Origin of the sequence: Bacteroides ilei (assembly GCF_900128495.1) — a bacterium.
Classification (GTDB): domain Bacteria; phylum Bacteroidota; class Bacteroidia; order Bacteroidales; family Bacteroidaceae; genus Phocaeicola; species Phocaeicola ilei.
This window is the reverse complement of sequence record NZ_LT635801.1, coordinates 2,366,981-2,393,120: the sequence shown is the minus strand read 5'-3', so window position 1 is coordinate 2,393,120 and position 26,140 is coordinate 2,366,981. Positions and strand designations below refer to the sequence as shown.

21 protein-coding genes and 3 tRNA genes are annotated in these 26,140 nt (G+C 48.6%); 9 read left to right on the top strand and 15 right to left on the bottom strand.

Annotated elements, in window-relative coordinates; translation table 11 throughout:
• Window positions 1–39: 39 nt before the first annotated feature.
• On the bottom strand, window positions 40–1,215 hold the full coding sequence (locus tag BQ7489_RS10290; protein WP_072530926.1) for an iron-containing alcohol dehydrogenase: 1,176 nt from the start codon (window positions 1,213–1,215) through the stop codon (window positions 40–42).
• Between the two features lie 90 nt (window positions 1,216–1,305).
• Between BQ7489_RS10290 and BQ7489_RS10285 the strand changes: the two genes are divergently transcribed.
• Complete coding sequence (locus BQ7489_RS10285) at window positions 1,306–2,976, top strand: formate--tetrahydrofolate ligase (protein ID WP_072530925.1); 1,671 nt, start codon at window positions 1,306–1,308, stop codon at window positions 2,974–2,976.
• Between the two features lie 105 nt (window positions 2,977–3,081).
• Here BQ7489_RS10285 and gcvP read toward each other — a convergent pair whose 3' ends face one another.
• The 4 genes from gcvP to BQ7489_RS10265 form a co-directional block, all read right to left on the bottom strand.
• Complete coding sequence (gene gcvP / locus BQ7489_RS10280) at window positions 3,082–5,934, bottom strand: aminomethyl-transferring glycine dehydrogenase (RefSeq protein WP_072530924.1); 2,853 nt, start codon at window positions 5,932–5,934, stop codon at window positions 3,082–3,084.
• 87 nt (window positions 5,935–6,021) lie between these two features.
• Window positions 6,022–6,657, bottom strand: coding sequence for an MBL fold metallo-hydrolase (locus BQ7489_RS10275; protein WP_072530923.1), 636 nt, complete (start codon window positions 6,655–6,657; stop codon window positions 6,022–6,024).
• A 49-nt stretch (window positions 6,658–6,706) separates the two neighbouring features.
• Window positions 6,707–7,330 carry a 16S rRNA (guanine(527)-N(7))-methyltransferase RsmG gene (rsmG, locus tag BQ7489_RS10270; RefSeq protein ID WP_072530922.1) on the bottom strand — a complete coding sequence of 208 codons (624 nt, stop codon included), beginning with the start codon at window positions 7,328–7,330 and terminating at the stop codon, window positions 6,707–6,709.
• Window positions 7,331–7,354: 24 nt separating this feature from the next.
• Window positions 7,355–8,206, bottom strand: coding sequence for an RsiV family protein (locus tag BQ7489_RS10265; RefSeq protein ID WP_072532125.1), 852 nt, complete (start codon window positions 8,204–8,206; stop codon window positions 7,355–7,357).
• Between the two features lie 204 nt (window positions 8,207–8,410).
• Between BQ7489_RS10265 and lipB the strand changes: the two genes are divergently transcribed.
• The gene (gene lipB / locus BQ7489_RS10260) at window positions 8,411–9,103 is read left to right on the top strand and encodes a lipoyl(octanoyl) transferase LipB (RefSeq protein WP_072530921.1); all 693 of its coding nucleotides are present in this window, start codon (window positions 8,411–8,413) and stop codon (window positions 9,101–9,103) included.
• Window positions 9,104–9,141: 38 nt separating this feature from the next.
• Here lipB and BQ7489_RS10255 read toward each other — a convergent pair whose 3' ends face one another.
• Window positions 9,142–10,077, bottom strand: a complete 936-nt coding sequence (locus BQ7489_RS10255) for a helix-turn-helix domain-containing protein (protein ID WP_072532124.1) — start codon at window positions 10,075–10,077, stop codon at window positions 9,142–9,144.
• Window positions 10,078–10,236: 159 nt separating this feature from the next.
• Here BQ7489_RS10255 and BQ7489_RS10250 point away from each other — a divergent pair, with 159 nt between their 5' ends.
• From BQ7489_RS10250 to BQ7489_RS10230, 5 genes are read left to right on the top strand one after another with little or no spacing between them, the layout of a single operon-like run.
• Window positions 10,237–11,496, top strand: coding sequence for a TolC family protein (locus tag BQ7489_RS10250; RefSeq protein ID WP_072532123.1), 1,260 nt, complete (start codon window positions 10,237–10,239; stop codon window positions 11,494–11,496).
• A 41-nt stretch (window positions 11,497–11,537) separates the two neighbouring features.
• The gene (locus BQ7489_RS10245) at window positions 11,538–12,425 is read left to right on the top strand and encodes an HlyD family secretion protein (protein ID WP_072532122.1); all 888 of its coding nucleotides are present in this window, start codon (window positions 11,538–11,540) and stop codon (window positions 12,423–12,425) included.
• 11 nt (window positions 12,426–12,436) lie between these two features.
• Window positions 12,437–13,894, top strand: a complete 1,458-nt coding sequence (locus BQ7489_RS10240; RefSeq protein ID WP_072530920.1) for an ATP-binding cassette domain-containing protein — start codon at window positions 12,437–12,439, stop codon at window positions 13,892–13,894.
• Window positions 13,895–13,933: 39 nt separating this feature from the next.
• The gene (locus BQ7489_RS10235) at window positions 13,934–15,055 is read left to right on the top strand and encodes an ABC transporter permease (RefSeq protein ID WP_072530919.1); all 1,122 of its coding nucleotides are present in this window, start codon (window positions 13,934–13,936) and stop codon (window positions 15,053–15,055) included.
• A 23-nt stretch (window positions 15,056–15,078) separates the two neighbouring features.
• Window positions 15,079–16,137, top strand: a complete 1,059-nt coding sequence (locus BQ7489_RS10230; protein ID WP_072532121.1) for an ABC transporter permease — start codon at window positions 15,079–15,081, stop codon at window positions 16,135–16,137.
• 167 nt (window positions 16,138–16,304) lie between these two features.
• On the opposite strand, the gene BQ7489_RS10225 is transcribed toward BQ7489_RS10230, so the two are convergent.
• The 6 genes from BQ7489_RS10225 to ndk form a co-directional block, all read right to left on the bottom strand.
• Window positions 16,305–18,608: a TonB-dependent receptor gene (locus tag BQ7489_RS10225; protein ID WP_072532120.1), complete on the bottom strand. Its 2,304-nt coding sequence runs from the start codon at window positions 18,606–18,608 to the stop codon at window positions 16,305–16,307.
• A gap of 47 nt (window positions 18,609–18,655) precedes the next feature.
• Window positions 18,656–19,003 (bottom strand): hypothetical protein, encoded by a 348-nt coding sequence (locus tag BQ7489_RS17585; protein WP_162617800.1) that lies wholly within the window; start codon window positions 19,001–19,003, stop codon window positions 18,656–18,658.
• A gap of 125 nt (window positions 19,004–19,128) precedes the next feature.
• A complete protein-coding gene (locus BQ7489_RS10215) occupies window positions 19,129–19,518 on the bottom strand; it encodes a hypothetical protein (RefSeq protein ID WP_072530917.1) in 390 nt (129 codons plus the stop codon).
• A gap of 397 nt (window positions 19,519–19,915) precedes the next feature.
• Window positions 19,916–19,991: transfer RNA gene (locus BQ7489_RS10210), tRNA-Lys, on the bottom strand.
• 42 nt (window positions 19,992–20,033) lie between these two features.
• Window positions 20,034–20,106 (bottom strand) — tRNA-Lys (locus BQ7489_RS10205).
• A 120-nt stretch (window positions 20,107–20,226) separates the two neighbouring features.
• On the bottom strand, window positions 20,227–20,700 hold the full coding sequence (gene ndk, locus BQ7489_RS10200) for a nucleoside-diphosphate kinase (RefSeq protein ID WP_072530916.1): 474 nt from the start codon (window positions 20,698–20,700) through the stop codon (window positions 20,227–20,229).
• A gap of 258 nt (window positions 20,701–20,958) precedes the next feature.
• Here ndk and BQ7489_RS10195 point away from each other — a divergent pair.
• A tRNA-Gly gene (locus BQ7489_RS10195) sits at window positions 20,959–21,034 on the top strand.
• A gap of 62 nt (window positions 21,035–21,096) precedes the next feature.
• Here BQ7489_RS10195 and thiD read toward each other — a convergent pair.
• The 3 genes from thiD to uxaC form a co-directional block, all read right to left on the bottom strand.
• Window positions 21,097–21,957, bottom strand: coding sequence for a bifunctional hydroxymethylpyrimidine kinase/phosphomethylpyrimidine kinase (thiD, locus tag BQ7489_RS10190; RefSeq protein ID WP_072530915.1), 861 nt, complete (start codon window positions 21,955–21,957; stop codon window positions 21,097–21,099).
• Window positions 21,958–22,022: 65 nt separating this feature from the next.
• Window positions 22,023–22,829 carry an MBL fold metallo-hydrolase gene (locus tag BQ7489_RS10185; RefSeq protein WP_072530914.1) on the bottom strand — a complete coding sequence of 269 codons (807 nt, stop codon included), beginning with the start codon at window positions 22,827–22,829 and terminating at the stop codon, window positions 22,023–22,025.
• Between the two features lie 98 nt (window positions 22,830–22,927).
• A complete protein-coding gene (uxaC, locus tag BQ7489_RS10180; protein WP_072530913.1) occupies window positions 22,928–24,334 on the bottom strand; it encodes a glucuronate isomerase in 1,407 nt (468 codons plus the stop codon).
• A 337-nt stretch (window positions 24,335–24,671) separates the two neighbouring features.
• Between uxaC and BQ7489_RS10175 the strand changes: the two genes are divergently transcribed.
• A complete protein-coding gene (locus BQ7489_RS10175; RefSeq protein WP_072530912.1) occupies window positions 24,672–26,111 on the top strand; it encodes a tagaturonate reductase in 1,440 nt (479 codons plus the stop codon).
• The last annotated feature ends 29 nt before the right edge of the window (window positions 26,112–26,140 follow it).

Below are 26,140 nucleotides of genomic sequence, written 5' to 3'. Positions count from 1 at the left end.
TGTATAAAAAAGTCTGTGTAAAAATGTCTTGTGTCAGAATCATCGGTTGGCTATTTCGAATATTTCACGGGTAGCGTTCCTGTCGAGCCGGACATAGTTGCCCACGAACTCACCCTTGTTTTCGTGCAGTTTCTTTACCAGCAGGTCGATGTCCGGGTTTTCGATACCAAGTTCCTTGAAGGTGACGGGCATGCCGATGCCCTTGAGGAATTTCTTGAAGCGTTCGATCCCTTCGGTGGCGACCGCTTTCCTGTCGCTGCCGGCCGGTACATCCCATACCCGTTCGGCCCACTGTGCCACCTTCTCTACATGATGGGAAGCCATGTAGGTGAGCCATGCCGGGAAGATAACCGCCAGTCCCGCTCCGTGAGTGACGTCATAGATGGCGCTGACCTCATGTTCCATGAAATGAGAGGCCCAGTCCTCTTCACAGCCGACACCGCATGTGCCGTTATGTGCCACCATACCCGACCACATGATGTTGGCGCGTGCCCCATAGTCGTGAGGGTCGGCCATGACCTTCGGCGCTTCCGTGATGATGGCCTTCAGTACCCCTTCGCATAGGCGGTCGGCAATCTCCACATTTTCGGTATTGGTGAAATAACGTTCCATGATATGCGCCATCATGTCGGTAATGCCGGCAGCGGTCTGCCAGGCCGGAAGCGTATAGGTAATTTCCGGGTTCATGACAGCGAATACAGGGCGGAGTGCCTTCGGGGTGCGGAGACTGAGTTTCTTCAGTCCGTCGAGACGGGTGATGACAGAGTTGCCCGACCCTTCACTGCCGGCTGCCGGGATGGTGAGCACCACGCCTACAGGAAGCGCTTTCTGTACGACAGCCTTTCCGATGTAGAAATCCCAGAAATCGCCGTCGTACAGGATTCCGGCGGCAATGGCCTTGGCCGTATCGATGACCGATCCGCCGCCTACGGGAAGAATGAAGTCGACCTGCTCCCGGCGTCCCAGCGCGATACCTTCGTATACCTTCGGGTCGGTAGGATTAGGTTGTACCCCACCCATCTCCACGTGTTTGATACCTTCCTTGTCGAGGGCTTCCATGACCCGTGCCAGGAGTCCGCTCCGGATGACCGAACCTCCTCCGTATACAATCAAAACCTTGTTTCCGTGATATTCCTTGACCAGTTCACCTACTTTCTGTTCGGTTTCTTTACCGAAAACGAATTCGGTCGGACTGTAAAATGTAAAATTGTTCATGGTAGAATTCCGTTATTTATATTAACATAGTTAGACAAATACAAAGTTATAAAAAAATAGTATCTTTGTGCCTCAATTATAAAAACGATTATGAAATCTGATATTGAAATTGCGCGCAGCATCAAGCTTGCAGAGATTGACGAGGTGGCAGCCAAATGCGGCATGCCGACGTCCGAATTGGAACATTACGGGCATTACATAGCCAAAGTACCTGTTAAGCTCATTGACCGTACAAAAGTGGACAAGAGCAACCTGATCCTGGTAACCGCCATTACCCCGACGAAGGCCGGCATCGGAAAGACCACGGTATCGGTGGGACTGGCTTTAGGGTTGAACAAGATAGGCAAGAACGCGATATGTGCCCTCCGTGAACCTTCGCTGGGCCCCTGTTTCGGAATGAAGGGCGGAGCGGCAGGAGGAGGTTACGCCCAAGTCCTTCCGATGGACAAGATCAACCTCCATTTTACCGGCGACTTCCATGCCATCACGTCTGCACATAACATGATTACAGCACTGCTGGACAATTACATGTACCAGAACCAGGATAAAGGCTTCGCCATGAAAGAAGTCTTGTGGAACCGTGTGATGGACGTGAACGACCGCGGCCTGCGTTACATCGTGACCGGTCTGGGCGGCAAGACGAACGGCATTACCCGTGAATCGGCCTTCGACATTACGCCGGCTTCCGAAATCATGGCAATCCTTTGTCTGGCTACCGACGAGAACGACCTGCGCCGCCGTATCGAGAATATCCTGCTGGGGTATACCATAGACAACAAACCTTTCACGGTCAAGGACCTGGGTGTTGCGGGAGCCATTACGGTGCTCCTGAAAGATGCGATTGCTCCTAATCTGGTGCAGACTACGGAACATACTCCGGCATTTGTGCATGGAGGTCCGTTTGCCAACATCGCACACGGCTGTAATTCCATCCTGGCCACCAAGATGGCGATGACCTTCGGTGATTACGTCATTACGGAAGCCGGATTCGGTGCCGATCTGGGAGCCGAGAAATTCTTTGACATCAAATGCCGTAAGGCCGGTCTGCAGCCGAAGCTTACAGTGATTGTGGCCACCGCCCAGGGACTGAAGATGCACGGTGGCGTGAGTGTGGATGCCATCAAGGAACCGAATATGGAAGGTCTGAAACACGGTCTGGCCAATCTTGACAAGCACATCCGCAACATGCGTTCGTTCGGGCAGACGGTTGTGGTGGCTTTCAACCGTTATGCGAACGATGTGGACGAGGAAATTGAAATGGTACGTCGCCACTGTGAGGAAATGGGAGTCGGTTTCGCCGTTAACAACGCCTTTGCCGAAGGAGGTGCCGGTGCCGTAGAACTGGCTAATCTGGTGGTAGATACCATCGAGAAGCGGCCGTCGGCTCCGCTCCGTATGGCCTACGACGACAACGACAGCATTGAAGAGAAGGTCACCAAGATAGCGTGCAACCTGTATGGCGCCACTTCCGTCACTTTCAGTGCCGTAGCCAAGAAGAAGATCAAGATGGCCGAAGAGCTGGGATACGACAAGTTCCCGGTGTGCATAGCCAAGACCCAATATTCATTCTCTACCGATCCGAAACTGTACGGTGCAGCCGAGAACGGCTTTACGGTCAATGTGCGTGACATCGTGTTGAACGGAGGTGCCGAAATGGTAGTGGCCGTAGCCGGTGATATCATGCGTATGCCGGGACTGCCGAAAGAACCGCAGGCATTGCACATTGATATCGTGAACGGTGAGATAGAAGGTCTGTCCTGATAAAAGCGGAAAGACTTGTAGTAGATCTATAACATAAATGATATAAAAAAGAGAAAGGGATACCCGTTGGGGCATCCCTTTCTTGTTTATGCGGTTGTGCATTTATCATTCGTCGAAGTTTCCGTAGCGGGTAGGAATCAGTTTACGGTCGCCCAATGTATTGTCTACGCGGGCTACATTGATCCAGAACTTATTCTCACGTACACTTTCGATAGGATAATATGCCTTCTCACGTGAATAGGAGTGGTTCCAGTTGGAATCGATCGCTTCATATTCAGGATGCGGTGCGTTTATCAGGACATTGTCGTTCTTGTCGGCATCACCGGTCCTGACTTCCTCAATCTCCTTGTAGATAGTCTGCATGGTCTCCACGAAATTGTCGAGCTCATACTTACTTTCACTTTCGGTAGGTTCCACCATCAGGGTTCCGTGAACAGGGAAGGACAGCGTAGGTGCATGGTATCCGTAATCCATCAGACGTTTTGCGATATCGTTTTCAGTGATTCCGCTTTCTTCATGGATCTTGCGGCATTCCAGAATCATTTCATGGCCTACAAATCCGTTGTCGCCTTTGTAGACGGTTCCGTAAGTATCTTTCAGGCATGCAGCCAGGTAGTTGGCGTTCAGGATAGCCGTCATGGTGGCACGTTTCAGGCCCGGTTCACCCATCATGCAGATATAGGCATAGGTAATGGGCAGGATACCGGCGCTTCCGTAGGGAGCGGCAGCCACTTCATTCCGGCTGTTTCCGAAGATGTCATGTCCCGGCAGGAAGGGTAGCAGGTGCTTGCTTACACATACCGGACCAACACCCGGACCACCTCCTCCGTGAGGGCTGGCGAAGGTCTTGTGCAGGTTCAGGTGGCACAGGTCGGCCCCGATGGTAGCCGGGTTGGTCAGTCCTACCTGAGCGTTCATGTTGGCGCCGTCCATGTATACCTGTGCACCACACTTATGGATAATATCGCATATTTCGGCTATGTCCGATTCGAATATTCCGTGGGTAGAAGGATAAGTGATCATCAGGGCAGCCAGGTTGTCTTTGTTGGCTTCAGCCTTTGCGCGGAGATCTTCTATATCTACGTCGCCCTGTTCGTTGCAGGCGCAGGTAAGCGGCTCATAGCCGGCCTGGACCGCCGATGCCGGATTCGTTCCGTGTGCGGAAGCAGGAATCAGTACGATGTTACGGTGTCCCTGTCCGATGCTTTCCAGGTAACTGCGGATAATGCGCAGACCGGTATATTCGCCTGCCGCTCCGGAGTTGGGCTGGAAAGTGATGCCGTCGAATCCGGTGATGGTCAACAGCTGCTGTCCCAGGTTATGGATCAGTTCCTGATAACCCTGTGCCTGGTCTTCGGGAACCAGCGGGTGGATATTCATCCATTGGGCGTTGCTGAGCGGAAGCATTTCGGATGCGGCGTTCAGCTTCATGGTACATGAACCCAGTGAAATCATGGAGTGTGCCAGTGAAATATCCTTGCGGTCGAGCCGTTTGATGTAACGCATCATTTCCGTTTCCGTGTGGTAGCGGTTGAACACTTCGTGTGTCAGGAAAGAAGAGCGGCGGCGCAGTTCCCGGCTGATGGTAGAGCTTTCGGGGATATCATCGACTTCACTGACCGTAGTTTCGGCGGCGATGGCAAAGATTTGCAGCAGGTGGTTGGCATCGGCTACGGTAGTGGTTTCATCGATGCTGAACCCTACGTCTCCATTATCGAAATAGCGGAGGTTGGTTTTCTTGCTCAATGCAATGGTACGAATCTGCTGTGCACTTACGTTGTCCGGCAGTCCGAAACGCAGTGTATCGAAATAAAGTTCGTTTTTCTGGACATATCCCAGCTTGAGCATCTGCTTGTTGAGCCAGTTGGCAATGCTGTGGATCCGTTTGGCTATATCCTTGATCCCTTCGGGTCCGTGGTATACGGCATAGAATCCTGCCATGGTAGCCAGCAGGGCCTGTGCGGTACAGATGTTTGATGTAGCCTTCTCACGTTTGATGTGCTGTTCGCGGGTCTGCAGGGCCATACGGTAACAAACATGTCCGTACTTGTCTTTGGACAGGCCGATGATACGTCCCGGCATGTTACGCTTGTATTCGTCGCGTGTAGCGAAGTAAGCGGCCGACGGTCCTCCGTAGAACATAGGGATACCCAGCCGTTGGGTGCTTCCGAATACGATGTCGGCATCCCATTCGCCGGGAGGTACAAGCATGACCAGACTCATGATGTCGGCGTCTACAGCTACCTTGCAGCCTGCGGCATGTGCCCGTGCGGTGAAGTCGCGGTAGTCTTCAATGTTTCCGCTGTTGTTCGGGTACTGCAGGATGCATCCGAAGATGTCGGGAGTAAGTTCCACGTCCTTGTAGCTTCCCAGCTTGATTTCAATGCCTTGCGGGGCTGTACGTGTCTGCAGCACAGCCAGGTTCTGCGGGAAGATCTCTGCATCGACAAACAGGGTGTTTGCTCCGGCTTTCTGCTGGGCCCGGGTACGCAGGTTGTGCATCATGGTAGCGGCTTCGGCAGCGGCGGTAGCCTCGTCGAGCAGGGAGCAGTTGGCCAGCGGCATGGCAGTCAGGTCACTGATGACAGTCTGGAAATTCAACAGGGCCTCCAGACGTCCCTGGGAAATTTCTGTCTGGTACGGCGTATAGGAAGTATACCATACCGGATTCTCGAATACATTGCGCTGGATGACAGCCGGAGTGACGGTGTCATACCATCCTGTACCGATGTAGGATTTGAATATCTGGTTCTTGGCTGCCAGTTTTGCGATATGTACGGCAAACTCATGTTCTGTCATGGCAGGAGCCAGTGCCAGCGGAGCTTTCAGACGTATCTTTTCAGGTATCGTCTTCTGGATAAGCTCATCAAGACTTTTTACGCCGATCTTTTCCAGCATCTCAGGAAGATCGGTTTCATTGATGCCAATGTGGCGGTTTTCAAAAAGGTCAGTTTTCATATAAAATGTTATTTAAAGCTAGTGAAGCCCCACCAGACAGAGAGCTTCATTGAAGTTCCTCCGTCTACCGGAACTTCTACTTAATCGTTATCTGAAATAAGGGTTGTTCATCTTTTCACGGCCGATGGTAGTGGGGTCGCCATGTCCTGGATAGACAACCGTATCTTCGGGCAGGGTGAACAGGCGGCTGCAGATACTTTCACGCAGCTCGTCGAAATCGCCGCCCGGCAGGTCGGTTCTTCCGATGCTTCCCTTGAAGAGGGCGTCTCCGCAGAAAAGGCATTTGTCCTTTTCACAATAGAAGGTCATGCTTCCGGGCGAATGTCCGGGAGTGGCGATGGCTTTCAGGCAGGAGTTCCCGAAACAGAACTCGTCGCCGTCATTGATGGAATCGCCCAGGGCAACCGGTTCTTCATTCAGCTGGAAGCCGAACATCCTGGCCATTTCACCGGTTCTGGGAATCCAGAATTCATCCTTATGTGAAGCGCAGGCACGGAGTCCGAATTCACGGAGCAGGAACGGATTACCGAATATGTGGTCGAGATGGGCGTGGGTGTCAAGCAGATACTTGACGGTAAGCTGATTGTCGGTTATGTAACTTTTCAGCTTCTGCTGTTCTTCCGGATAATAGCATCCGGCATCGATGATGACCGCTTCCCCGTTGTCACAAAGTACGTAACAGTTCACCGGAAACATATTAAATTCGAAGCGTTTGATATTCATATTCTGATCAATTCTTTTGATTCGGCTATTTGGATTTTATCTATAACTATCAATGGACGGGTACATAGACCACTTTCTTTGTCTCGAAATATTCTTCATTGAAGAAATCCTTCAGGTCTGTAATGAGAGCCTGGTTTCTTACCGGCATCACTTCTTTGTCCAGTTCGCCTCCCTTGAGGCAGATAAGTCCGTTGGGCAATGCGTTGTGCTGTTCTTTCCTGATATTCTTACGGATAATCTTCAGCAGGTCGGCCAGAGGCATCACGGCGCGGCTCACAACAAAGTCGAACTGCTGTTTCTCTTCTTCGGCGCGGCAATGACGGGTGGTGACGTTCTTCAGTCCGATGGCGTTTGCAACCTCGGTAGCCACCTTTACCTTCTTGCCGATGCTGTCGACCAGGTGGAATGTCACTTCCGGGAAAAGGATAGCCAGAGGGATTCCAGGGAATCCGCCTCCCGTACCCAGGTCCATGACACCGGTTCCGGGCTTGAAGTTGATAATCTTGGCTATTCCCAACGAATGGAGTACATGGTGCTCGTAGAGGTTGGCTATATCTTTGCGTGAAATGACATTTATCTTGCTGTTCCAGTCGGTGTACAGGTCGTATAGGGCACCAAACTGTTCTTTCTGCATATCGGTCAGTCCCGGAAAATATTTCAATATAATATCCATATCTCTTCTATATCTTGCTGGAAGTTATTTGATCTTTAAATAATCTTTGATGCTTTCGTACGGAACCGGAAGTATGAATGAACCGAGGTAATACGGGGCGATGTCATACTGGTTGTAAAGGAAAGTGACAGCGTCTTTTCCCAGTTGGAAGTTCTCAGGAATGTACAGGTTGCCGTCCTGCAGAATCCCGTTTTCCTGCAGTCCTGCCAGGCAGGTAATGGTATCGGTCTCCAGTTTGGTGTTGGCTGTCTGGATAAGCGACTTGAGTATTTCCTTGCAGACGTCATCTTCCTTTCCGGCCAGGATGATGTCTCTGGCGGTAAGCAGACGGCTGTCATTCTTATCGAAATTCAGCATCCTGATCAATGTATTGGGATGTGCTCCGCCGGTATAGGCGAAATTCGTAACGGTATAGTTCCATATGCCGTTAAGTCCCTCTTCCATGACGGTTGATATCTGATACTCATAATTATACCATGCAGGAATGTCTTTTTCTTCCATCCCGTTTTTTTGATCGGCTACAAACAGGCTCTTCACGTCGGTATTATAGTTGTCGATCATATCGGTCGAGATGGTCCTGATGAAATCCTGAGGGGAGAGCTTCGCATATTGCTCTCCGAATATGACAGACTGGATCTGGGAATTGATCCTTCGGGAAATGGAATCCTTGTCGGATGCAGGTTTCAGGAATGTATAGGCTATGTTGATCTTGCATGAAGGCTTTTCACTGCCTGGGTTGAGATATACTACAGTATCTATATCCAGACTGTCGGTAGATGAAGTGTTGTCATGTTCTTTCATTGAGCATCCCGTAAATGCGGTGCCGGCTGTCAGGCTGAACAGTAAAGCCGGAATCAGTAATTTCTGTGCCTTCATGTCGCTAATTTTTATCAGTTCTAGTAAAATAGTTATAGTTGTAGTGACAAATATAGTATAAGTTCCTGAATTACGGATAAAAAAAGAAAGCTTTCTGCCTTTTTGTTTGTTTATCTTGTTGAAAATACGGAACCGGAAGAACATCGGGAACAAAAAATACCTATCTTTGCATCCGTACAAATTACAACCTGACTGAATAGAACTATGAAACACTTGAAATGTGAACATTGGGGGGTTACTCCTTACAAGGAGGCTTGGGGAAAACAGATAGAATATTTCAACAGCATGATTTCGACACGTGCAGCCGGACAAAGCTGCAAGAACCGCTTGATATTTTGTGAACATCCGCATGTATACACATTAGGCAGACACGGGAAGGATGCGAATATGCTGCTCGACGAACGGCAGCTGGCGGCGGTAGGAGCCGAACTGTTCCATGTTGACCGCGGGGGTGATATCACTTATCACGGACCGGGGCAGTTGGTGTGCTATCCGATCCTGAATCTGGAAGATTTCCATCTGGGACTGAAAGAATATATCCACATCCTGGAAGAAGCTGTAATCCGCGTATGCGCCTCATACGGCGTGAAGGCGGGGAGAGTAGAGAAGGCTACCGGCGTATGGCTGGATGAAGGGACTCCCGACGAGCGCAAGATCTGTGCGATCGGAGTGCGCAGCACCCATTTCATCACGATGCACGGCCTGGCGCTGAATGTGAATACCGATCTCCGGTATTTCAGCTATATCCATCCTTGCGGCTTTATCGACAAGGGAGTCACTTCCCTGGCAAAGGAAACCGGCCGCCAGATTCCGATGCGGGAGGTTACCGACCGTCTGGAAATGTATCTCCGTGAGCTGCTGGACGAGAAGGCAGACGGGCGTAAGTCTGTTTCCTGAAAACATATCTGTACAGCGGAATTTCTGCTGCCTGGAAATTATCCGGATGTGTGTCCGTGTCGGGCCTGGCGGTATCCTGTCGGGGTATAGCCTGTCTTTTGCCGGAAGAATTTGCAGAAAAAGGATACATTGGCGAAATGGAGCTCTTCGGCAAGCTGATAGATCGGTTTGTCACTGTACCGCAGTTGGATTTTCGCCTCCTGGATAACAGCTTCGTTGATCCATTCCATGATAGTCCGTCCGCTTGCCTGACGGATAAGGGTACTCATGTAGCGGGGCGTGATACAGAGCTTGTCGGCATAAAACCCGATGTTCCTTTCATGGACAGCATGGTTGTTGACCAGTTCGATGAAACGGTCGAACACTTCTTCCTGCCGCAGTCTGGGTGATGTTTCTCTGTCGATGGTATTGTGCAGTTCATAGATTTCAGTCTGTTTGAATAGTGTATGTATAACGCTTACCGCCAGATCGAGGGATCTGTCTTCATCGTGCAGGATTTCCCATAAAAGGTCGAATATCTGGAGGATCCGTCTGCATTCTTTTTCTTTGAGCGGGAGATGGACAATCATTCTTCCCTGCAGGTATCTCTGTACCATTCCCTGACGGGGAAGTTCCTGCAGGAGCTGGTCGCTACAGGCTATCAGACACCAGTCGAAGTCGGGAGAGAGGTTGGTGAATTCTCCTATGACTCCCGACGAAACGATTACCAGGTCATTTCTTTTCAATATGTGTTCTATCAGGTTTATGCGTATTTTCCCTGTACCGGAAAGGACTATGGCGATACGTCCTTCCTTCATACGGTAAGGCTGGTTGAAGGCGTTCTTCATGTTGGCAAGGCGTATGATCTCCTTCATGCCCTGTACCGATTTCAGTACAGCCAGCTGGGGTGAGATGAAGCGTGATCCATTGCATTTGATGATAGGCATCTGCTGGATCTGGTCAATGGCGAAAAATGGAATGGTGGAATGTTTCATAACGGATTGTTTCTTCCCGCAAAGATAATAAAATATCCATATGGAATGATACCTGGCGGTTGTTTCCGGAATATCAGAACATTTTTTTCTCATGTTGGAACGTGGATGTAGGTATGTGATACCGTATATTTGCATATATCATTTATATATCCTTGTTTTATGAAACATTTCTTTCTGACTGCTTTCTGGCTGTTGCTGGCTTTTGACCTGTCCGGGCAAGTGACCTTGGATGAATGTAGGACTGCAGCACAGCTCAACTATCCGTTGGCGAGACAGTACCGGTGGATTGAACTGTCCGGACAATATACGTTGGAGAATACAATGAAGAAGTATCTGCCACAGTTGTCTTTGTCGGCAAAGGCGACTTACCAGAGTGAAGTGACCCATATTCCGTTTGATATACCCGGCATTGATTTTGACGGAGTACCGAATACCCAGTACCAGACGGTTCTGGAACTGGACCAGCGAATCTGGGACGGTGGAGAGACCAGCCAGCAGAAGAAACAGGTACAGGCTTCTACCATGGAAAGGCAGAAACAGGTTGAGGTGGACATGTATGCTGTCAATGAGCGGGTAGACCAGCTTTTCTTCAGTATCCTGCTGATGGATGAGCAGTTGCGCCAGAACCGTTTGCTCATGGAAAACCTGGAACGTAACCTGGCGGCCATTGATGCTTGTAGGTTGAACGGGACAGCCAGCGACGCCGATGTGGATGCCGTACGGGTAGAGATTCTGCATACCCGGCAAGAGGCCGTACAGATACAGACGATGCGGAAGGCATACATCAGGATGCTGTCTTTACTTGCAGGAAAGGAGTGGAACGAACAGACCTCTTTTGTCTGTCCGCCCGAACTGGAATCCGACCCGCTGCTCATACGGCGTCCGGAACTTTCGTGGTATGAAGCCCGGCAGCATCAGCTGGATATCCGCAGAGCCGGACTGAAGACCGGATACCTTCCCAAGTTCAGCTTTTTCGTACAAGGAGGTTTCGGAAATCCCGGATTGAATATGCTGGAAAACAAAGCCTCTTTCTTTTATTTGGCCGGAGTCAGGCTGAACTGGAACTTCGGGTCATTGTATACGTTGGGAAACGACCGCAGGAAAATTGATGCAGAGCAGCGGCAGATAGAGACAGACCGTGATGTGTTTCTGTTCAATACACGGTTGCAACTGACCGAACAGGACGGGACGATCCAGGCATTGGAACAGCAGATGAAGGAAGATGATGAGATTATCCGTTTACGTACGAATATACGGAAGGCTGCCGAAGTGAAGGCAGTAAACGGTACGATATCGGTTACCGAGATGCTTCGTGAAGTGACGGCCGAGAGTCTGGCGATGCAGTCGAAGGCAGCCCACCGGATTGAGTGGCTGATGCATCTGTACCGGCAACGGCATCTGACAAACAGCGGTGAGTAACGGTGATTATACATGGAATTAATAATGAAATGATCGGCTATATGAAATTGGATTATTGGTTGATAGCGGCTGCATTGACATTACCGGCTTGCAGCCCGAACAGTGACTATGACGCTACAGGTACGTTTGAGTCGACGGAAGTGATTGTGTCGGCAGAAGCGAACGGGCGGCTGGTCGGTTTCCGTCTGGAGGAAGGAGACCTGCTCAGGCAGGGGGAAGGAATAGGTGTGATCGATACGGTACAGCTTTACCTGAAGAAGCTGGAGCTGGAATCGACGATGAAATCGGTGGACAGCCGGCGGCCGGATATAGGCAAGCAGATTGCCGCGACCAAGGCCCAGATTGATGCAGCGGTACGGGAGCGGGATCGTGTGGCCAGGCTGCTGGAGGCCAATGCAGCCAACAGGCAGCAGTTGGACGACTGGAATTCACGGCTGGAAGTGCTGGAGCGTGAGCGGGATGCCCAATTGTCTTCACTGGCCAACAGCACCTCAAGTCTGGACGGACAAAGTTCGTCGGTCGCCATTCAGATAGCCCAGGTGGAAGACCAGCTGGCCAAGTGCCACATTGCTTCTCCCATCGGCGGTACGGTTCTGGCCAAATATACAGAACAGGGTGAGATGACATCGGTAGGTAAGCCGCTGTTTAAGGTAGCGGATATGGAACATCTTTTTCTGCGTGCCTATGTCACTTCGGAACAGCTGGCCGACGTGAAGCTGGGCCAGCAGGTAAAGGTGATGGCCGATTTCGGTGATGATACCCGGAGAGAGTATGCGGGGAAGATAACCTGGATAGCCGACAAGGCGGAATTCACCCCCAAGACAATTCTGACAGCCGACGAACGGGCCAATCAGGTCTATGCGGTCAAGATTGCCGTAGAGAATGACGGCTTCATCAAACTGGGAATGTATGGCGGTGTAGTCTTTTAAGTGTGAGTCTTATGGATACAGTGATAGAAGTAGGCGGGTTATACCGGAGTTATGGAAAGGTGGCAGCCTTAAAGGATGTTTCGTTTTCTATCGGTAAAGGGGAACTTTTCGGGTTTGTCGGTCCCGACGGCTCGGGGAAAAGTACACTTTTCCGTATAATGGCTACCTTGCTGGATGCCGACAAAGGGAACGTTTCTGTACTCGGCTTCGATACCCGGAAAGAATTCCGGAAAATCCGGGCCCGGATAGGATACATGCCTGGCCGCTTTTCGCTTTATCAGGATCTTTCTGTAGAAGAGAACCTGCAGTTCTTTGCCACCGTTTTCGGTACGTCTATATCAGAACACTATGAATACATCCGTGAGATTTATGAACAGATAGCTCCTTTCGCTACCCGTAGGGCTGGGGCTCTGTCGGGAGGTATGAAACAGAAACTGGCCTTATGCTGCTCCTTGATTCACGCTCCCCGGATATTGTTTCTAGATGAACCCACTACCGGGGTCGATCCGGTTTCGAGGAAAGAGTTCTGGGATATTCTGCAGATGCTGAAGGAAGAAGGAATGACACTGGTGGTCTCCACTCCCTTTATGGATGAAGCCAGCCGGTGTGACCGTATAGCCTTGCTTCAGGAAGGCAGTATATTGGGTATAGGAGCTCCGAGAGATATTCTGGAGAGGTTCAGAGATATCCTGTGTCCGCCTCCTTTGGAGCATGAGGGAAAGGAAGTTGCATCTGAGGTATTGGTGCAAGTGAAGGACCTGGTGAAGCGTTTCGGCAGCTTTACGGCAGTAGACCATATCTCCTTTGAGGTGCGGAAAGGTGAAATATTCGGTTTCCTGGGAGCCAACGGAGCCGGTAAGACTACCGCCATGCGGATTCTGTGCGGTTTGAGTCTGCCCACGGAAGGGGAAGCGACTGTTTGCGGTTTCGATGTCCGTACGCAGAGTGAAGAGATAAAACGGTGCATCGGGTATATGAGCCAGAAGTTCTCCTTGTATGAAGATCTGACCGTGCGTGAGAATGTCCGGCTGTTTGCAGGTATCTACCGGGTTCCCGAATCGGAAATCGCTTTACGGACCGAAACCATGCTGGAACGGATCGGACTGTATGGGGAACGAGATACACTGGTAGCCGACCTGCCGTTGGGATGGAAACAACGTCTGGCTTTTTCGGTGGCTATCTTCCACCGTCCGAAACTGGTGTTTCTGGATGAACCTACCGGAGGTGTCGATCCTGTGACCCGCCGGCAGTTCTGGAAACTGATCTATGAAGCAGCGCGGGAAGGGATAACTGTTTTCGTGACTACACACTATATGGATGAAGCGGAGTATTGCGACCGTATTTCCATGATGGTAGACGGACGTATTGCAGCACTTGATACTCTTGAAGCCCTGAAGCGGCGTTATCAGGCGGAAAATATGGATGAAGTGTTCCGTAGACTGGCGGCCGGAGCCCGACGGAAAGGATAAAAGAAAATAGTAAAGAAAAATGGAAAGGAATCTGGAAAGATGAAGTCCTTTGTTGTATTCATAAAGAAAGAGTTTTTACATATCCTGCGTGACAGAAGGACGCTGCTGATATTGGTAGCAATGCCTGTCATACAGATTATTATGTTCGGCTTTGCCATTTCGACCGAGGTGAAGGATGTAAACACAGCCGTACTGGCCCCGTCTATGGATATGGATACCCGGAAACTGGTTGACCGCCTGGATGCGAGCGAATACTTTACAGTCAGGGCCATAGTCCGTACGCCAAAAGAGATAGACCGGCTGTTCCGGCAGAACAGGATAGAGCTCGCGGTAGTCTGCGCTGCCGACTGGAACCTCCGGCGTTACGGCTCGGAACAGATCCAGCTGATAGCAGATGCTACCGATCCCAATCTGGCGGTTACACGTGCGGCCTATGCGGGAAATGTATTGTCGGCTGTCTTTTCAGAAATCCGTGGAACCGGCAGTCATAATGTTCCGGACACAGGCGGATTGGATGCTGTAGTCGTATCGAACAAGCTGCTGTATAATCCTCAGATGAGGAGCTCCTATAATTTTGTGCCGGGTGTCATGGGGTTGATACTGATGATGATCTGTGCCATGATGACGTCTGTTTCCATTGTGCGTGAAAAGGAGACGGGTACGATGGAAGTGCTTCTGATCTCTCCGGTACATCCGTTTCTGATGGTCATTGCAAAAACAGTTCCGTATCTGTTCCTTTCACTGGTCAATCTGACGTCTATCCTGCTTCTGTCTGTTTATGTGATGGATGTTCCGATAGCCGGAAATCTGGCTGCCCTGTTGGGAATTTCATTTCTGTTTATTTTCGTCTCTCTGGCTTTCGGACTTTTCATATCGTGCATCACACGTACACAGGTGGCTGCCCTTCTCATTTCGGCCATGGGACTGCTGATTCCTACCATGCTCCTGTCGGGACTGATCTTTCCGGTAGAAAGTATGCCGGGTATCCTGCAGGCTGTTTCCTGCCTGATACCGGCCCGTTGGTACATTGATATCGTGCGTAAGCTGATGATAGAAGGGGTTCCGTTTGTCTACGTATGGAATGAAGCTGCCGTTCTTCTGGCTATGGCTGTGGCGTTTATGGTGCTGACGGTTGTAAAGTTCAAGAATAAGTTGGAGTAATGTAAAAGGAGGATAAGGCTATGCTGTTGCGATATCTGTTGGAAAAGGAGTTCAGGCAAATCTGGAGGAACGGTTTTCTTCCCCGGCTCATTGTGATATATCCCATTGTAATGATTCTGGTCATGCCATGGGCGGCTACGCTTGAGATTGATGATCTGCGCATTGCCGTAATAGACCATGACCGTTCGGCCTTATCGGAAAGACTGGTGCACCGGATAGAGGCATCACCGTATTTCAAGCTGACCTCGTGGCCCGATTCCTACCGTCAGGGATTGGAGTCGATAGAAAAGGATGAAGCCGATCTGCTGCTGGAAATTCCTTATGGATTCGAGAAAGAAGTGACAAACGGTCGTAGGGTACAGACTTTGGTGGCCGTCAATGCAGTCAACGGTACTAAAGGAGGGCTGGGAAGCAATTACCTGCAGCAGATTATCAGGCAGGACCAGCCGGACATATCGCTGAGATACCTCTATAACCCGTATCTCGATTACAAGATTTTCATGATACCGGCATTGATGACAATTCTGATTGTGATGTTTTGCGGGTTCCTGCCATCGCTGAATGTAGTGGGAGAGAAGGAAAAGGGAACCATCGAGCAACTTAACGTAACCCCTGTGAGCCGCTTCCAGTTTACACTGGCCAAGCTGATCCCTTATTGGATTGTCGGTTTTTTGGTATTGAACCTTTGTCTGGTACTGACAGGCTTCATATACGGCTTCTGGCCACAGGGCAACCTGCTGCTCATTTATCTGATAACGGTTGTATTTTCACTGGTCATGTCTGGCTTGGGACTGGTTATATCCAACTATTCGGCTACCATGCAGCAGGCCATGTTCGTGATGTGGTTCTGCATGCTGATCTTTATTCTGATGAGCGGACTGTTTACGCCGATAGGAAGTATGCCCGGATGGGCACAGTATATAACCAGCCTGAATCCTCTCCGTTATTTTGTGGAATCGATGAGGATGGTGTACCTGAAAGGAAGCGGTATAGCCGATATTGCGGTCCGTCTGTATGTATTGTCGGGTATGGCGGCTGTGTGCTATTTCTGGGCGATAGTCAGTTACCGGAAACAGAAATAGCAATGTTCAGAAATATTTTCTGAAAGCTTCATCCGAATATTAATATAAACTGTTCCGGCCGGAAGATGAAAGCCTTTTACAAAATGCCTTCATCTTTCGGCCGGAATACTTCTTCTTTCACCGTTCTTACCATGGATTTCAGAACAGAATGCGCAGTTTTTTTACCCTCAATAGCTCAGTCTTATTCCTGCAAAGGCGGAGCGTGGCATTCCCGGGCCATAGATATAGCCGGAATCCCGTTTAGGACCCTGGTCGAAATTCTTCTGGTAGGAATTGAACAGGTTCTGCACTCCGGCGTTGATCTGCAGGTCTATGTTTTTGTAGAGTTTGAAGTCATAGCTTACTTTAAGCCCCACATCCATGAAATGGGGAGTGGTTTCCGTACGGTTCTCCGCTATATATCCGGAGTGGTGTTCCACCAGCATACTGCCTGTATAGGTTCCGGACAGGGCAAATGTAAGGGGACGTATCGGGTTATAGGTCATCGTAAAGTATCCGTAGGCATCCGGTGTACGGAACATACGTTTTTCGAGCGGAACGTTCGGGTCGCCTTCACTCCAGGAACGGGCTTTCTTGTATTCAGCCTTCTGGAATGTGAATCCTCCCTGGAACTGCCAGACATTGCGCCATGCCAGTTTCCCTTCGAGGGTGAGCCCGTAGACTGCCGCTCCTTCTTCGTTTCCGCGTTCGATGACCAGCACTCCGTTTTCCACACCCAGATCGGTCAGGGCAAATACATCCGACAGGTCGGTATAGAAGCCCTCAACCAGCAGATTTCCCTGCCAATCGCCCCAGCTGCGGTACATGTCGGCCGAAAGGCTGAAACTCTGTGACTTCTCTTCTTTCAGGTCGTCTGCCAGCCGTATCATGGATACGTTTCCGCCTACATTCGCTATGTGGAGGTCTTCGTCGAAGGCCTGGGGAGCCCGGAACCCGAACGAGTAGCTGGCGCGTAGGTTGATGTTTTCGGTAGGGTTGTAGCGCAGGTTGACACGGGGACTGAATACCGGATGGTCCAGCAGGTTGTGTTTGTCCAGGCGTCCTCCGATGAGGAAGCTCCATTGTTCATTCTTCCACTCGTTCTGTGCGAAGGCGCTGATGATGCGCACCTCCTGATGGGTGTAACGCTGGTAGCCCCACATGTTGTCTTTCAGATTGTCCTGGTTGTATTCTATCCCTGCAGTCAGATCGGCAGGCATGAACAGACAGCGGCCGAAGCGGTAGCTGTACTGTGTTCCTGCTACCCATGTCAGGTCGGTTGTGGCTCCATAGGCGTTCAGGTCCTGTCCCCCTCCGTAATAACTGTCGCGCTTGATGTGCTGTGCCGATGCGTAGATGCCTAGACGGTGCTTTTCATCGGGTGAGAAGTAGTCGAATTTCAAGCCTCCCGTATTGATGCTGTGCTCTACCTGTTCGGCGATGTTCGCTTCATGCGCAGGACGGTCCAGCATGTCACCTCCCCGGCGGAATTCCTGCAGATGATGATATTCGAAAGTCAGTTTCGAGTAATTCCCGGTCTTGATGTACGACCGGAATCCTATCGTCTGGTTCTCCAGTTTGGGAAGTTCGGTATATCCGTCGCCGTCATGGTCGTACCCGCTGCGTTCCCGGTTCTGTCCGAAAACGGCCAGGCCCAGTTTCTGGTTGTCTGTAACCAGTGAAGCGTTAAATGTGGTATTGTTTTCGAAATCATTGAAACCGCCTATACCGGTCAGTGTATGTGTAAACTGTGCCGAGTTCCGTATCGGTTCTTTTGTGATGATGTTGACGGTTCCGGCAATGGCCGACGATCCAAAGAGGGCAGAACCTCCTCCGCGCATCACTTCCACCCGGTCTATCATGTTGGCTGGAATCTGTTCCAGTCCGTATACGCCCGACAATGCGCTGAATACAGGGCGTGAATCGATCAGAATCTGTGTATACGGTCCGTCCAGTCCGTTGATACGTACCTGCTGGAATCCGCAGTTCTGACAGTTGTTTTCCACACGGACACCCGGCTGGAAATTCAGGCCTTGCGCCAGGCACGAGGAATTGGTGTTTTCGAAAGTCTTTACCGAAACGACATTGACAAGGGTAGGGGCAGTACGGCGGGTAGTCTCGTTACGGTTGGCCGAAACCACCACTCCGTCCAGGGCCACCATGTCTTCTTCTATCTCGAAGTTCATTTCAAGGCTTTTCCCTCTTGTCAGTCTGACTTCCTGCCGTACCGTCTTGTATCCGACGGACGCCACTTCCAGTGTGAAGTCTCCTTCGGGCAGATTCTTCAGGAAATAATGTCCGGTTGCGTCAGTGGTAGTACCGATAGTTGTTCCTTTCAAGGCTACCGTAACATAAGCCAGGTGCTCACGGGTATGTTTGTCTATTACATGTCCGATAATATTGGCGTCCGTTTCCTTCTGTTCATAGGCAGACGCGTATTGGGGGAGCAACATACCGATTGCCCCCAATAAAAAGATATAGATTGTTTTCATCTTGATATAGGTTTTGTCTGTAAAATAAAAAGTAGTTTTATACCGGTTTACAAACAAAAGACAGGAGGGGCTCTTGAACGGACGCCCTGTAACGGGCGGATGGGTAGATTACATACATATGCAAACAGGATTACAGCCAGTGGAACCAGCCATTGGGGCAGTATGCTTTCAGTGTATGTTTCTCCCGAGGTGTAGAAAAAGGAAAGGAAAAAGATTGTCTCAAGCTGAGACTCTGTATGGTTATGTGCGGACTTGAATGGGTGCGAATGGGCCACAACGACTCCGTTCACCACATGGAAATGGGTAAACAGGGAAATGCTGCACCAATACATGGAAAAAAGCAGCAGCAGGAATATTCCCGTTTTCCTGTATCTGTCTGTTTGAGTCTTTCGCACAGTTACCGTCTGTTTTTTGATTCAGGCTCGAGTCCGGATTCTGACTGATTTTTAGATATGCGATTTGAAGGAGATTATTTTTAGGTAATAACTCCCGGAATAATAGTCCGGGAGCTTGTTTTTAATCATTCGGCCGTTGCCTTTTCTTCAAGTTCAATGTTTATTGCGGTATTATCCCATTTATTCATCTTTTGTGTTCCTAAATCAATCAAGAAGCCTGGCCAGAATAATATATTCCATAGGCAAGCGTTATTAAAAGTAGATTCAAGCACTAGAGGTGAAGGCTTATATCCTTCTTTCTTTGCAAGAAGGGTTTTATCTTCACGTTTTTTCTTGATTTGGATGGTTGTTACTTCATCCGATCCTATTTCTCCAAGCTTCATGTTGTTGCTTGCATCATAAATTTTTGTTCCTTCAGGACCGGTAAAGGTGATGGCTTGCTTAGAACTACTGAATAATGTGCAGCACGATGAAAATGTAATGGCTGCAGCGACTAATACAAATACTTTTTTCATTTTGTTCTTATTGGTTTGCTTGATTATTAATTATCGGGGTATCACGGATTTTTAATCATAATGACAGCCCCGGCACTATGCTTTCACTATTTAGTATATCTTCTATGCAGAAAGGCCCTAAAGGTAGGGAATGATCTTTAAAAACACAAATTTTGATGAAGTAAATAACTCTGTAAACAACAGATTGGAAACTATTCTATGAATAAGAATGAAAATATGTAAGTATGAATATGAAAATGTGTGCGTGAGGTGCAAAAGAAATAGGCGATAAATAGTGGTTTATGACCACAGGTGTAGCCAGAACTTTAGATGTTATGATAAGTGGTGGGGTCTGTAATAAAAAAAGCTCTGAAAATCTGTTGATTTTCAGAGCTCATCACAATTTAGCTTCACAGCTTGGTACACCCTCAGGGATTCGAACCCTGGACCCACTGATTAAGAGTCAGTTGCTCTACCAACTGAGCTAAGAGTGCATCCACTATAAATTGTCAAATTTCCCGTTTGCTTCTGAAAAGTACACCCTCAGGGATTCGAACCCTGGACCCACTGATTAAGAGTCAGTTGCTCTACCAACTGAGCTAAGAGTGCGTCTCTTTTCGTTTGCGGGTGCAAATGTATAATCTTTATTTGAATTTACCAAATAAAAAGCAGACAAATATTTCGGTTTGCCTGCTTTTTTCCCACCGTTATATGGCTTCAATTATGTGTCTACAACTGATATTCGTCTGAATAATAGAGGAATGGATGTGTACAGAGTTTATAGTCAAAAATTTCTTCAGGCTTGAAAAATCTTGCCAGTTCTTCTGCCGCCGTTTTCGGGGAATCGGATGTGTGGACGATATTTTCCTGTGCACTGACGCAATAATCTCCGCGGATGGTGCCCGGAACAGCAACACGTCCGTTGGTAGCTCCTGTCATGGAGCGTACTATCTGGACTGCATCCACTCCTTCATAACAGCATACGATGACGGGAGAGGCCATCATGGAATCTTTTACCCGCTGGAAGAACGGACGGTCTTTCAGGTGGGCATAATGTTCGTTCAGCAGGTCGTCTGTGAGTTGCATCATCTTTATGCCTGCCAGGCGCAGGCCTTTGCGTTCAAACCGGTGGGTAATTTCTCCAGCCAGGCCACGCTGGATGGCAGATGGTTTCAGGATAACCAATGTACGTTCAAGACTCATAAAGTTATATCAATTTAAGGTTAATAATAAAAACGTCTTCATAATATAGATCAACTGCAGTAGAAAAAGATTACAGATGCGGCCTAATATAGAAAAATATCGGAAGGCGAACAAATATTTTCATTCCTTTGTCCGCTTTTTTGTTTCCACCTGTTGAGAGTCTGTCGCCAGACTGGCTTTTTTTGCCGTTACTGAAAAAATATTTCTCCAAGATGTTTCTGTTTTCAGAATTTGTCGTATATTTGTCGTCGCTTAACCGCGGTAATAGCTCAGTTGGTAGAGCGTTGGCTTCCCAAGCCGAAGGTCACGGGTTCGAGCCCCGCTTACCGCTCCATGAAAAAAGGTCTTCAACCGGAATCGGATGAAGACCTTTTTCTGTATCACTACATCCGGATATCAGAATCCGAACATTTTCTTGAACTTGTGGCAGAAATCTTCCCACAGGAAAAGGCGGCTGGCCCGGTGGAAAGGGTATACGGGTCCGAATCCGGAGCCGAAACTGTATTCCGAACCTCTCCATATCGCCTTGTTGATGAAGGCTTCGGCTTTCCCTATCGCATCTTCCATGGTGTATCCTCGTGCCAGATAGGCCGCAATGGCCGAAGCGAACGAGTCGCCTGTACCGTTCACATTCTTGGTCTCGATCTTCTTTTTCCTGAATATCCGGGAGCGGCCGTCGTGCGGGTTGTAGAAGCAGTCGTAAAGGATGCCGTCTTTTTCTACCGATTTGATGATGACGGCATTTCCCCATCGGCTCAGTTCCTTCAGGTCGTTTCTGACAGTCTCCAATGTGATGTCTCTTCCCAGCAGCAGCTTGGCTTCACGGTAATTGGGGGTGATGATGTCGGCCAGCGGGAAAAGCTTGTCTTTGTAGGCCTGGATAGCTTCGTCTTTCAGCAACTTGTCGCCTGCCGAGCTGACCATGACCGGATCTATTACATGCGGAATATGTTTGTAATGGGTAAGTACCCCCGCAACACCTTCAATCAGTTCGGTAGAGTAGAGCATACCGGTCTTGATGCAGTTGGCACCTACGTCTTCCAAAAAGGAATTGGCTTGGTTGACTATCAGGCGGACCGGGATGGTCTGTATTTCCTTTACCCGGATGGTATCTTCATCGACAATGCAGGTTATAGCCCCTGCCGCATATCCGCCGCAAGCAGCTACGGCCTTTATATCTGCTTGAATTCCTGCACTTCCCAGCGGCTCGCTGCCGGCAATGAGAAAAACTTTAGAAAACTGTTTCTTTTTAGTCATGACTGTTTCTTTTTTATGTCCTGGCCGGTATCAGGTATGGCCCGATTGTACACAGGCGGAAATCTCTATTCAAAGCAATATATATCTGACGGAACTGTCCGTTTCAAAGGAATGACCTGCACATCTTTTCCGGCTATGATATTGTGTTCCTTGAAGGCTATTTCAACGGTCTTCAGAGCCAGTTCCGGATGGTTGTTATCCTTGCTCAGGTGACAGAGCCATAGGTATCGCAGTCCGGGAGGGAAGTTCTGTGCCAGGAATTCTGCCATTTCGCGGTTACACATGTGTCCGTTAGGGCCTGCAATCCGTTCTTTCAGATGTCTGGGGTAAGGACCCATCTGCAGCATGGCTTCGTCGTAGTTGGCCTCCAGTATCAGGTAGTTAGCCTTACGGATGTACGTTGCAGCTGTTTCGGTTATGTGTCCGATATCGGTCAGGAAAGCAAAATTCTTTCCGTCGACGGTGATGCTGTAACCTACATTGTCCGAACCGTCGTGAGGCACTTCGAAGCAGGTTATGCTGAAATCTTCCAGCCGGATGGTTTCTTCCTTATGGATATAACGTATGTGGCTCATATCCAGCTTTTCGGTCATGCAGTAGCTTTTCTTCATGCCGTTGTGTACTTCCGGGGTAGAATATACAGGTATGTTATGCTTGTTTGCCAGATGTCCTACAGCCTTTATATGGTCGGCATGGTCGTGGGTAACGAATACTCCACGGATATCATTCAAGCTCAGTCCGTAATCCTTGAAAATCTTTTTGATGCTGCGGATGCCTATTCCTGCGTCTACAAGTATGCCGTAAGTCTCTGTTCCGAGGTAATAGCAGTTGCCGCTACTGCCGCTTCCCAGACTCATAAATCTAATCTTCATGTTGTTTCTTTTTAGAAACGCAAAGGTATAAAAAAGAAGGGAACCGGCCAAAAGGCAGATTCCCTTCCGTATAAGATTTTAGTATGGATCCTGATTTTTTAGAACTGGAAGAAGTTCTTTGCGTTGTTATAGCAGATATCTTCTACCATCTGCTGTACACGTGGCATTTCGCTTACCGGAATTTCACCGTTTTCAACATCGTTGCCCAACAGGTTACATAATGTACGGCGGAAATATTCATGACGCGGATATGACAGGAATGAACGAGAGTCGGTCAGCATACCTACGAAACGGCTCAGCAAACCGAGCAGTGACAAGGCGTTCATCTGTTTTTCCATACCGTCCTTCTGATCCAGGAACCACCATCCTGAACCGAACTGGATCTTGCCCGGGATAGAACCGTCCTGGAAGTTACCCAGCATGGTTGCGATCACTTCGTTTGCGCACGGATTCAAGTTGTACAGGATAGTCTTGGTGAGCTTGCCTTCAGAGTTCAGGCGGTCAAGGTATTTTGACATAGCCTTGGCTGTAGTGAATTCACCGATAGAATCGAAACCTGTATCAGGACCTAACAATTTGAACATCTTGCTGTTGTTGTCACGGATAGCGCCATAGTGGAACTGCTGTGTCCAGCCTGTTTCCCAATCCATTTCGCCGAATACAACCAGCATAGCCGACTTGAACTTCAGGATTTCTTCTTTGGTCAGTTCTGTACCGCCGTAAACTTTATTGAAGATGGCGCGGATTTCGGCATCTGTATAGTCTTCAGCATAGAATTCCTCGATACCGTGGTCGGACAGCTTACAGCCCTGTGCTGCGAAGAATTCATGACGTTTGCGCAATGCGGCTACCATGTCGTCGAAAGAAGAGATGTTGACACCGCTCACTTCAGACAATTTTTCCATGTATGCACGGAAATTTGCCGGAACTTCAACGGCCATAGCCTTGTCTGGACGCCATGTAGGCAGCATCTTGATTTCGAAGCCGCTTTCACGGGTAGCGATATGGTATTCCAGGGAATCAACCGGATCATCGGTAGTACATACGGTTTCTACGTGGTAACGGCGCATCAGGTTACGTGCAGAATATTCGGGAGTAGCCAGTTTGGCATTACATTCGTCGAAGATTTCACGTGCAGTAGAAGGATTCAAGATCTTGTCGATACCGAAAGCTGTCTTCAACTCCAGATGTGTCCAGTGATACAACGGGTTACGGAGTGTATAAGGAACTGTTTCAGCCCATTTTTCGAATTTTTCCCAATCTGTAGTGTCCTTGCCTGTGCAGTAACGTTCGTCAACGCCGTTGCTACGCATTGCACGCCATTTGTAATGGTCACCTCCCAGCCAGATTTCCGTGATTGACTTGAACTGATAGTCATCGGCAACCATCTTAGGAATCAAGTGGCAGTGATAGTCGATGATAGGCATTTTAGCTGCATGATTGTGGTACAGTTCCTGTGCGGTTTCAGTCTTCAGCAGGAAGTTTTCATCCATAAATTTTTTCATAACAATTGTGTTTTTTAGTTTATGTCCTTTTGTTAGGTATTTTCATTAAGACTCGAGAAAATTACACATTTTTATGCTAAAGAACATGTATTGCGTTTTATTTCTCGTTATCGAACACGAAAGTAGAAAATTTATTTGGAATAACAAAATATTTCGTATATTTGCAACGGTTATTTAATAAAATTATGCTTGCCTAAGCAGGTGAAACATATGATTTTATAAATATTTTTTATCATCCGTTGCGAGGGTTGGAATGTAAGTTCCACCTTTTTATTGTAACAGACGTTCCAAAGACGGAAAATAACCTAAAAACATAACTTAAAATATACAACTAAGTATGAAAGCATTAAACAAAGAAACTGCATTTAAGGCAGTCCGTCCTGAAAGAATCATTCAGTTTGGTGAAGGTAACTTCTTGCGTGCATTTGTTGATTGGATTATCTACAATATGGACCAGAAGACAGATTTTAACAGTAGTGTCGTTGTCGTACAGCCGATTGAAAAAGGTATGGTTGACATGCTGAATTCTCAGGATTGTCTGTATCATGTGAATCTGCAGGGACTCGATAAAGGGGAAGCTGTCAACAGTCTGACTATGATCGATGTCATCAGTCGTGCGTTGAACCCTTATACCCAGAATGCAGAATTCATGAAACTGGCAGAACAGCCTGAAATGCGTTTTGTTATCTCCAATACAACCGAAGCTGGTATCGCTTTCGATCCTTCCTGCAAACTGGATGACGCTCCGGCTTCTTCTTATCCGGGCAAACTGACTCAGCTGCTGTACCATCGTTTCAAGACTTTCAACGGTGATATGACAAAGGGTCTGATCATTTTCCCTTGTGAGCTGATTTTCCTGAACGGCCATAAACTGAAAGAAACCATTTACCAGTATATCGAACTGTGGAACCTGGGCGATGAATTCAAGACCTGGTTCGAAAAGGCTTGTGGCGTTTATGCTACATTGGTAGACCGTATTGTTCCGGGATTCCCGCGTAAGGACATTGCCGCTATCAAGGAAAAACTGCAGTATGATGACAACATGGTTGTACAGGCTGAAATCTTCCATCTGTGGGTAATCGAAGCTCCTCAGGAAATCGCTAAGGAATTCCCTGCCGACAAGGCCGGCCTGAACGTATTGTTCGTTCCGTCTGAAGCTCCTTATCATGAAAGAAAGGTAACTCTGTTGAATGGTCCTCACACTGTATTGTCACCGGTAGCTTACCTGTCGGGTGTAAATATTGTACGTGACGCCTGCCAGCATCCGGTTATCGGCAAATATATCCATAAAGTAATGTTTGATGAATTGATGGAAACATTGAACTTGCCGAAAGATGAACTGGAAAAATTCGCTCATGATGTTCTGGACCGTTTCAACAATCCGTTTGTTGACCATCAGGTTACTTCAATCATGCTGAACTCATTCCCGAAATACCAGACACGTGATCTTCCAGGTCTGAAGACTTATCTGCAGCGTAAAGGTGAATTGCCGAAGGGCTTGGTATTGGGTCTGGCTGCCATTATCACTTACTACAAAGGTGGTGTCCGTGAGGACGGTGCTGAAATCGTGCCGAACGATGCACAGGAAATCATGGATCTGCTGAAGCAGTTGTGGGCTACAGGTGATACCCAGAAGATTACAGAAGGCGTTTTGGGCGCTGAATTCATCTGGGGTGAAAACCTGAACAATATTCCGGGTCTGGCTGCCGCTGTCAAGGCTGATCTGGACAACATCCAGTCTAAGGGTATGCTGGAGACAGTCAAATCTATTCTGTAATTAATTGTTAGAAATTCCAGATAGTATTG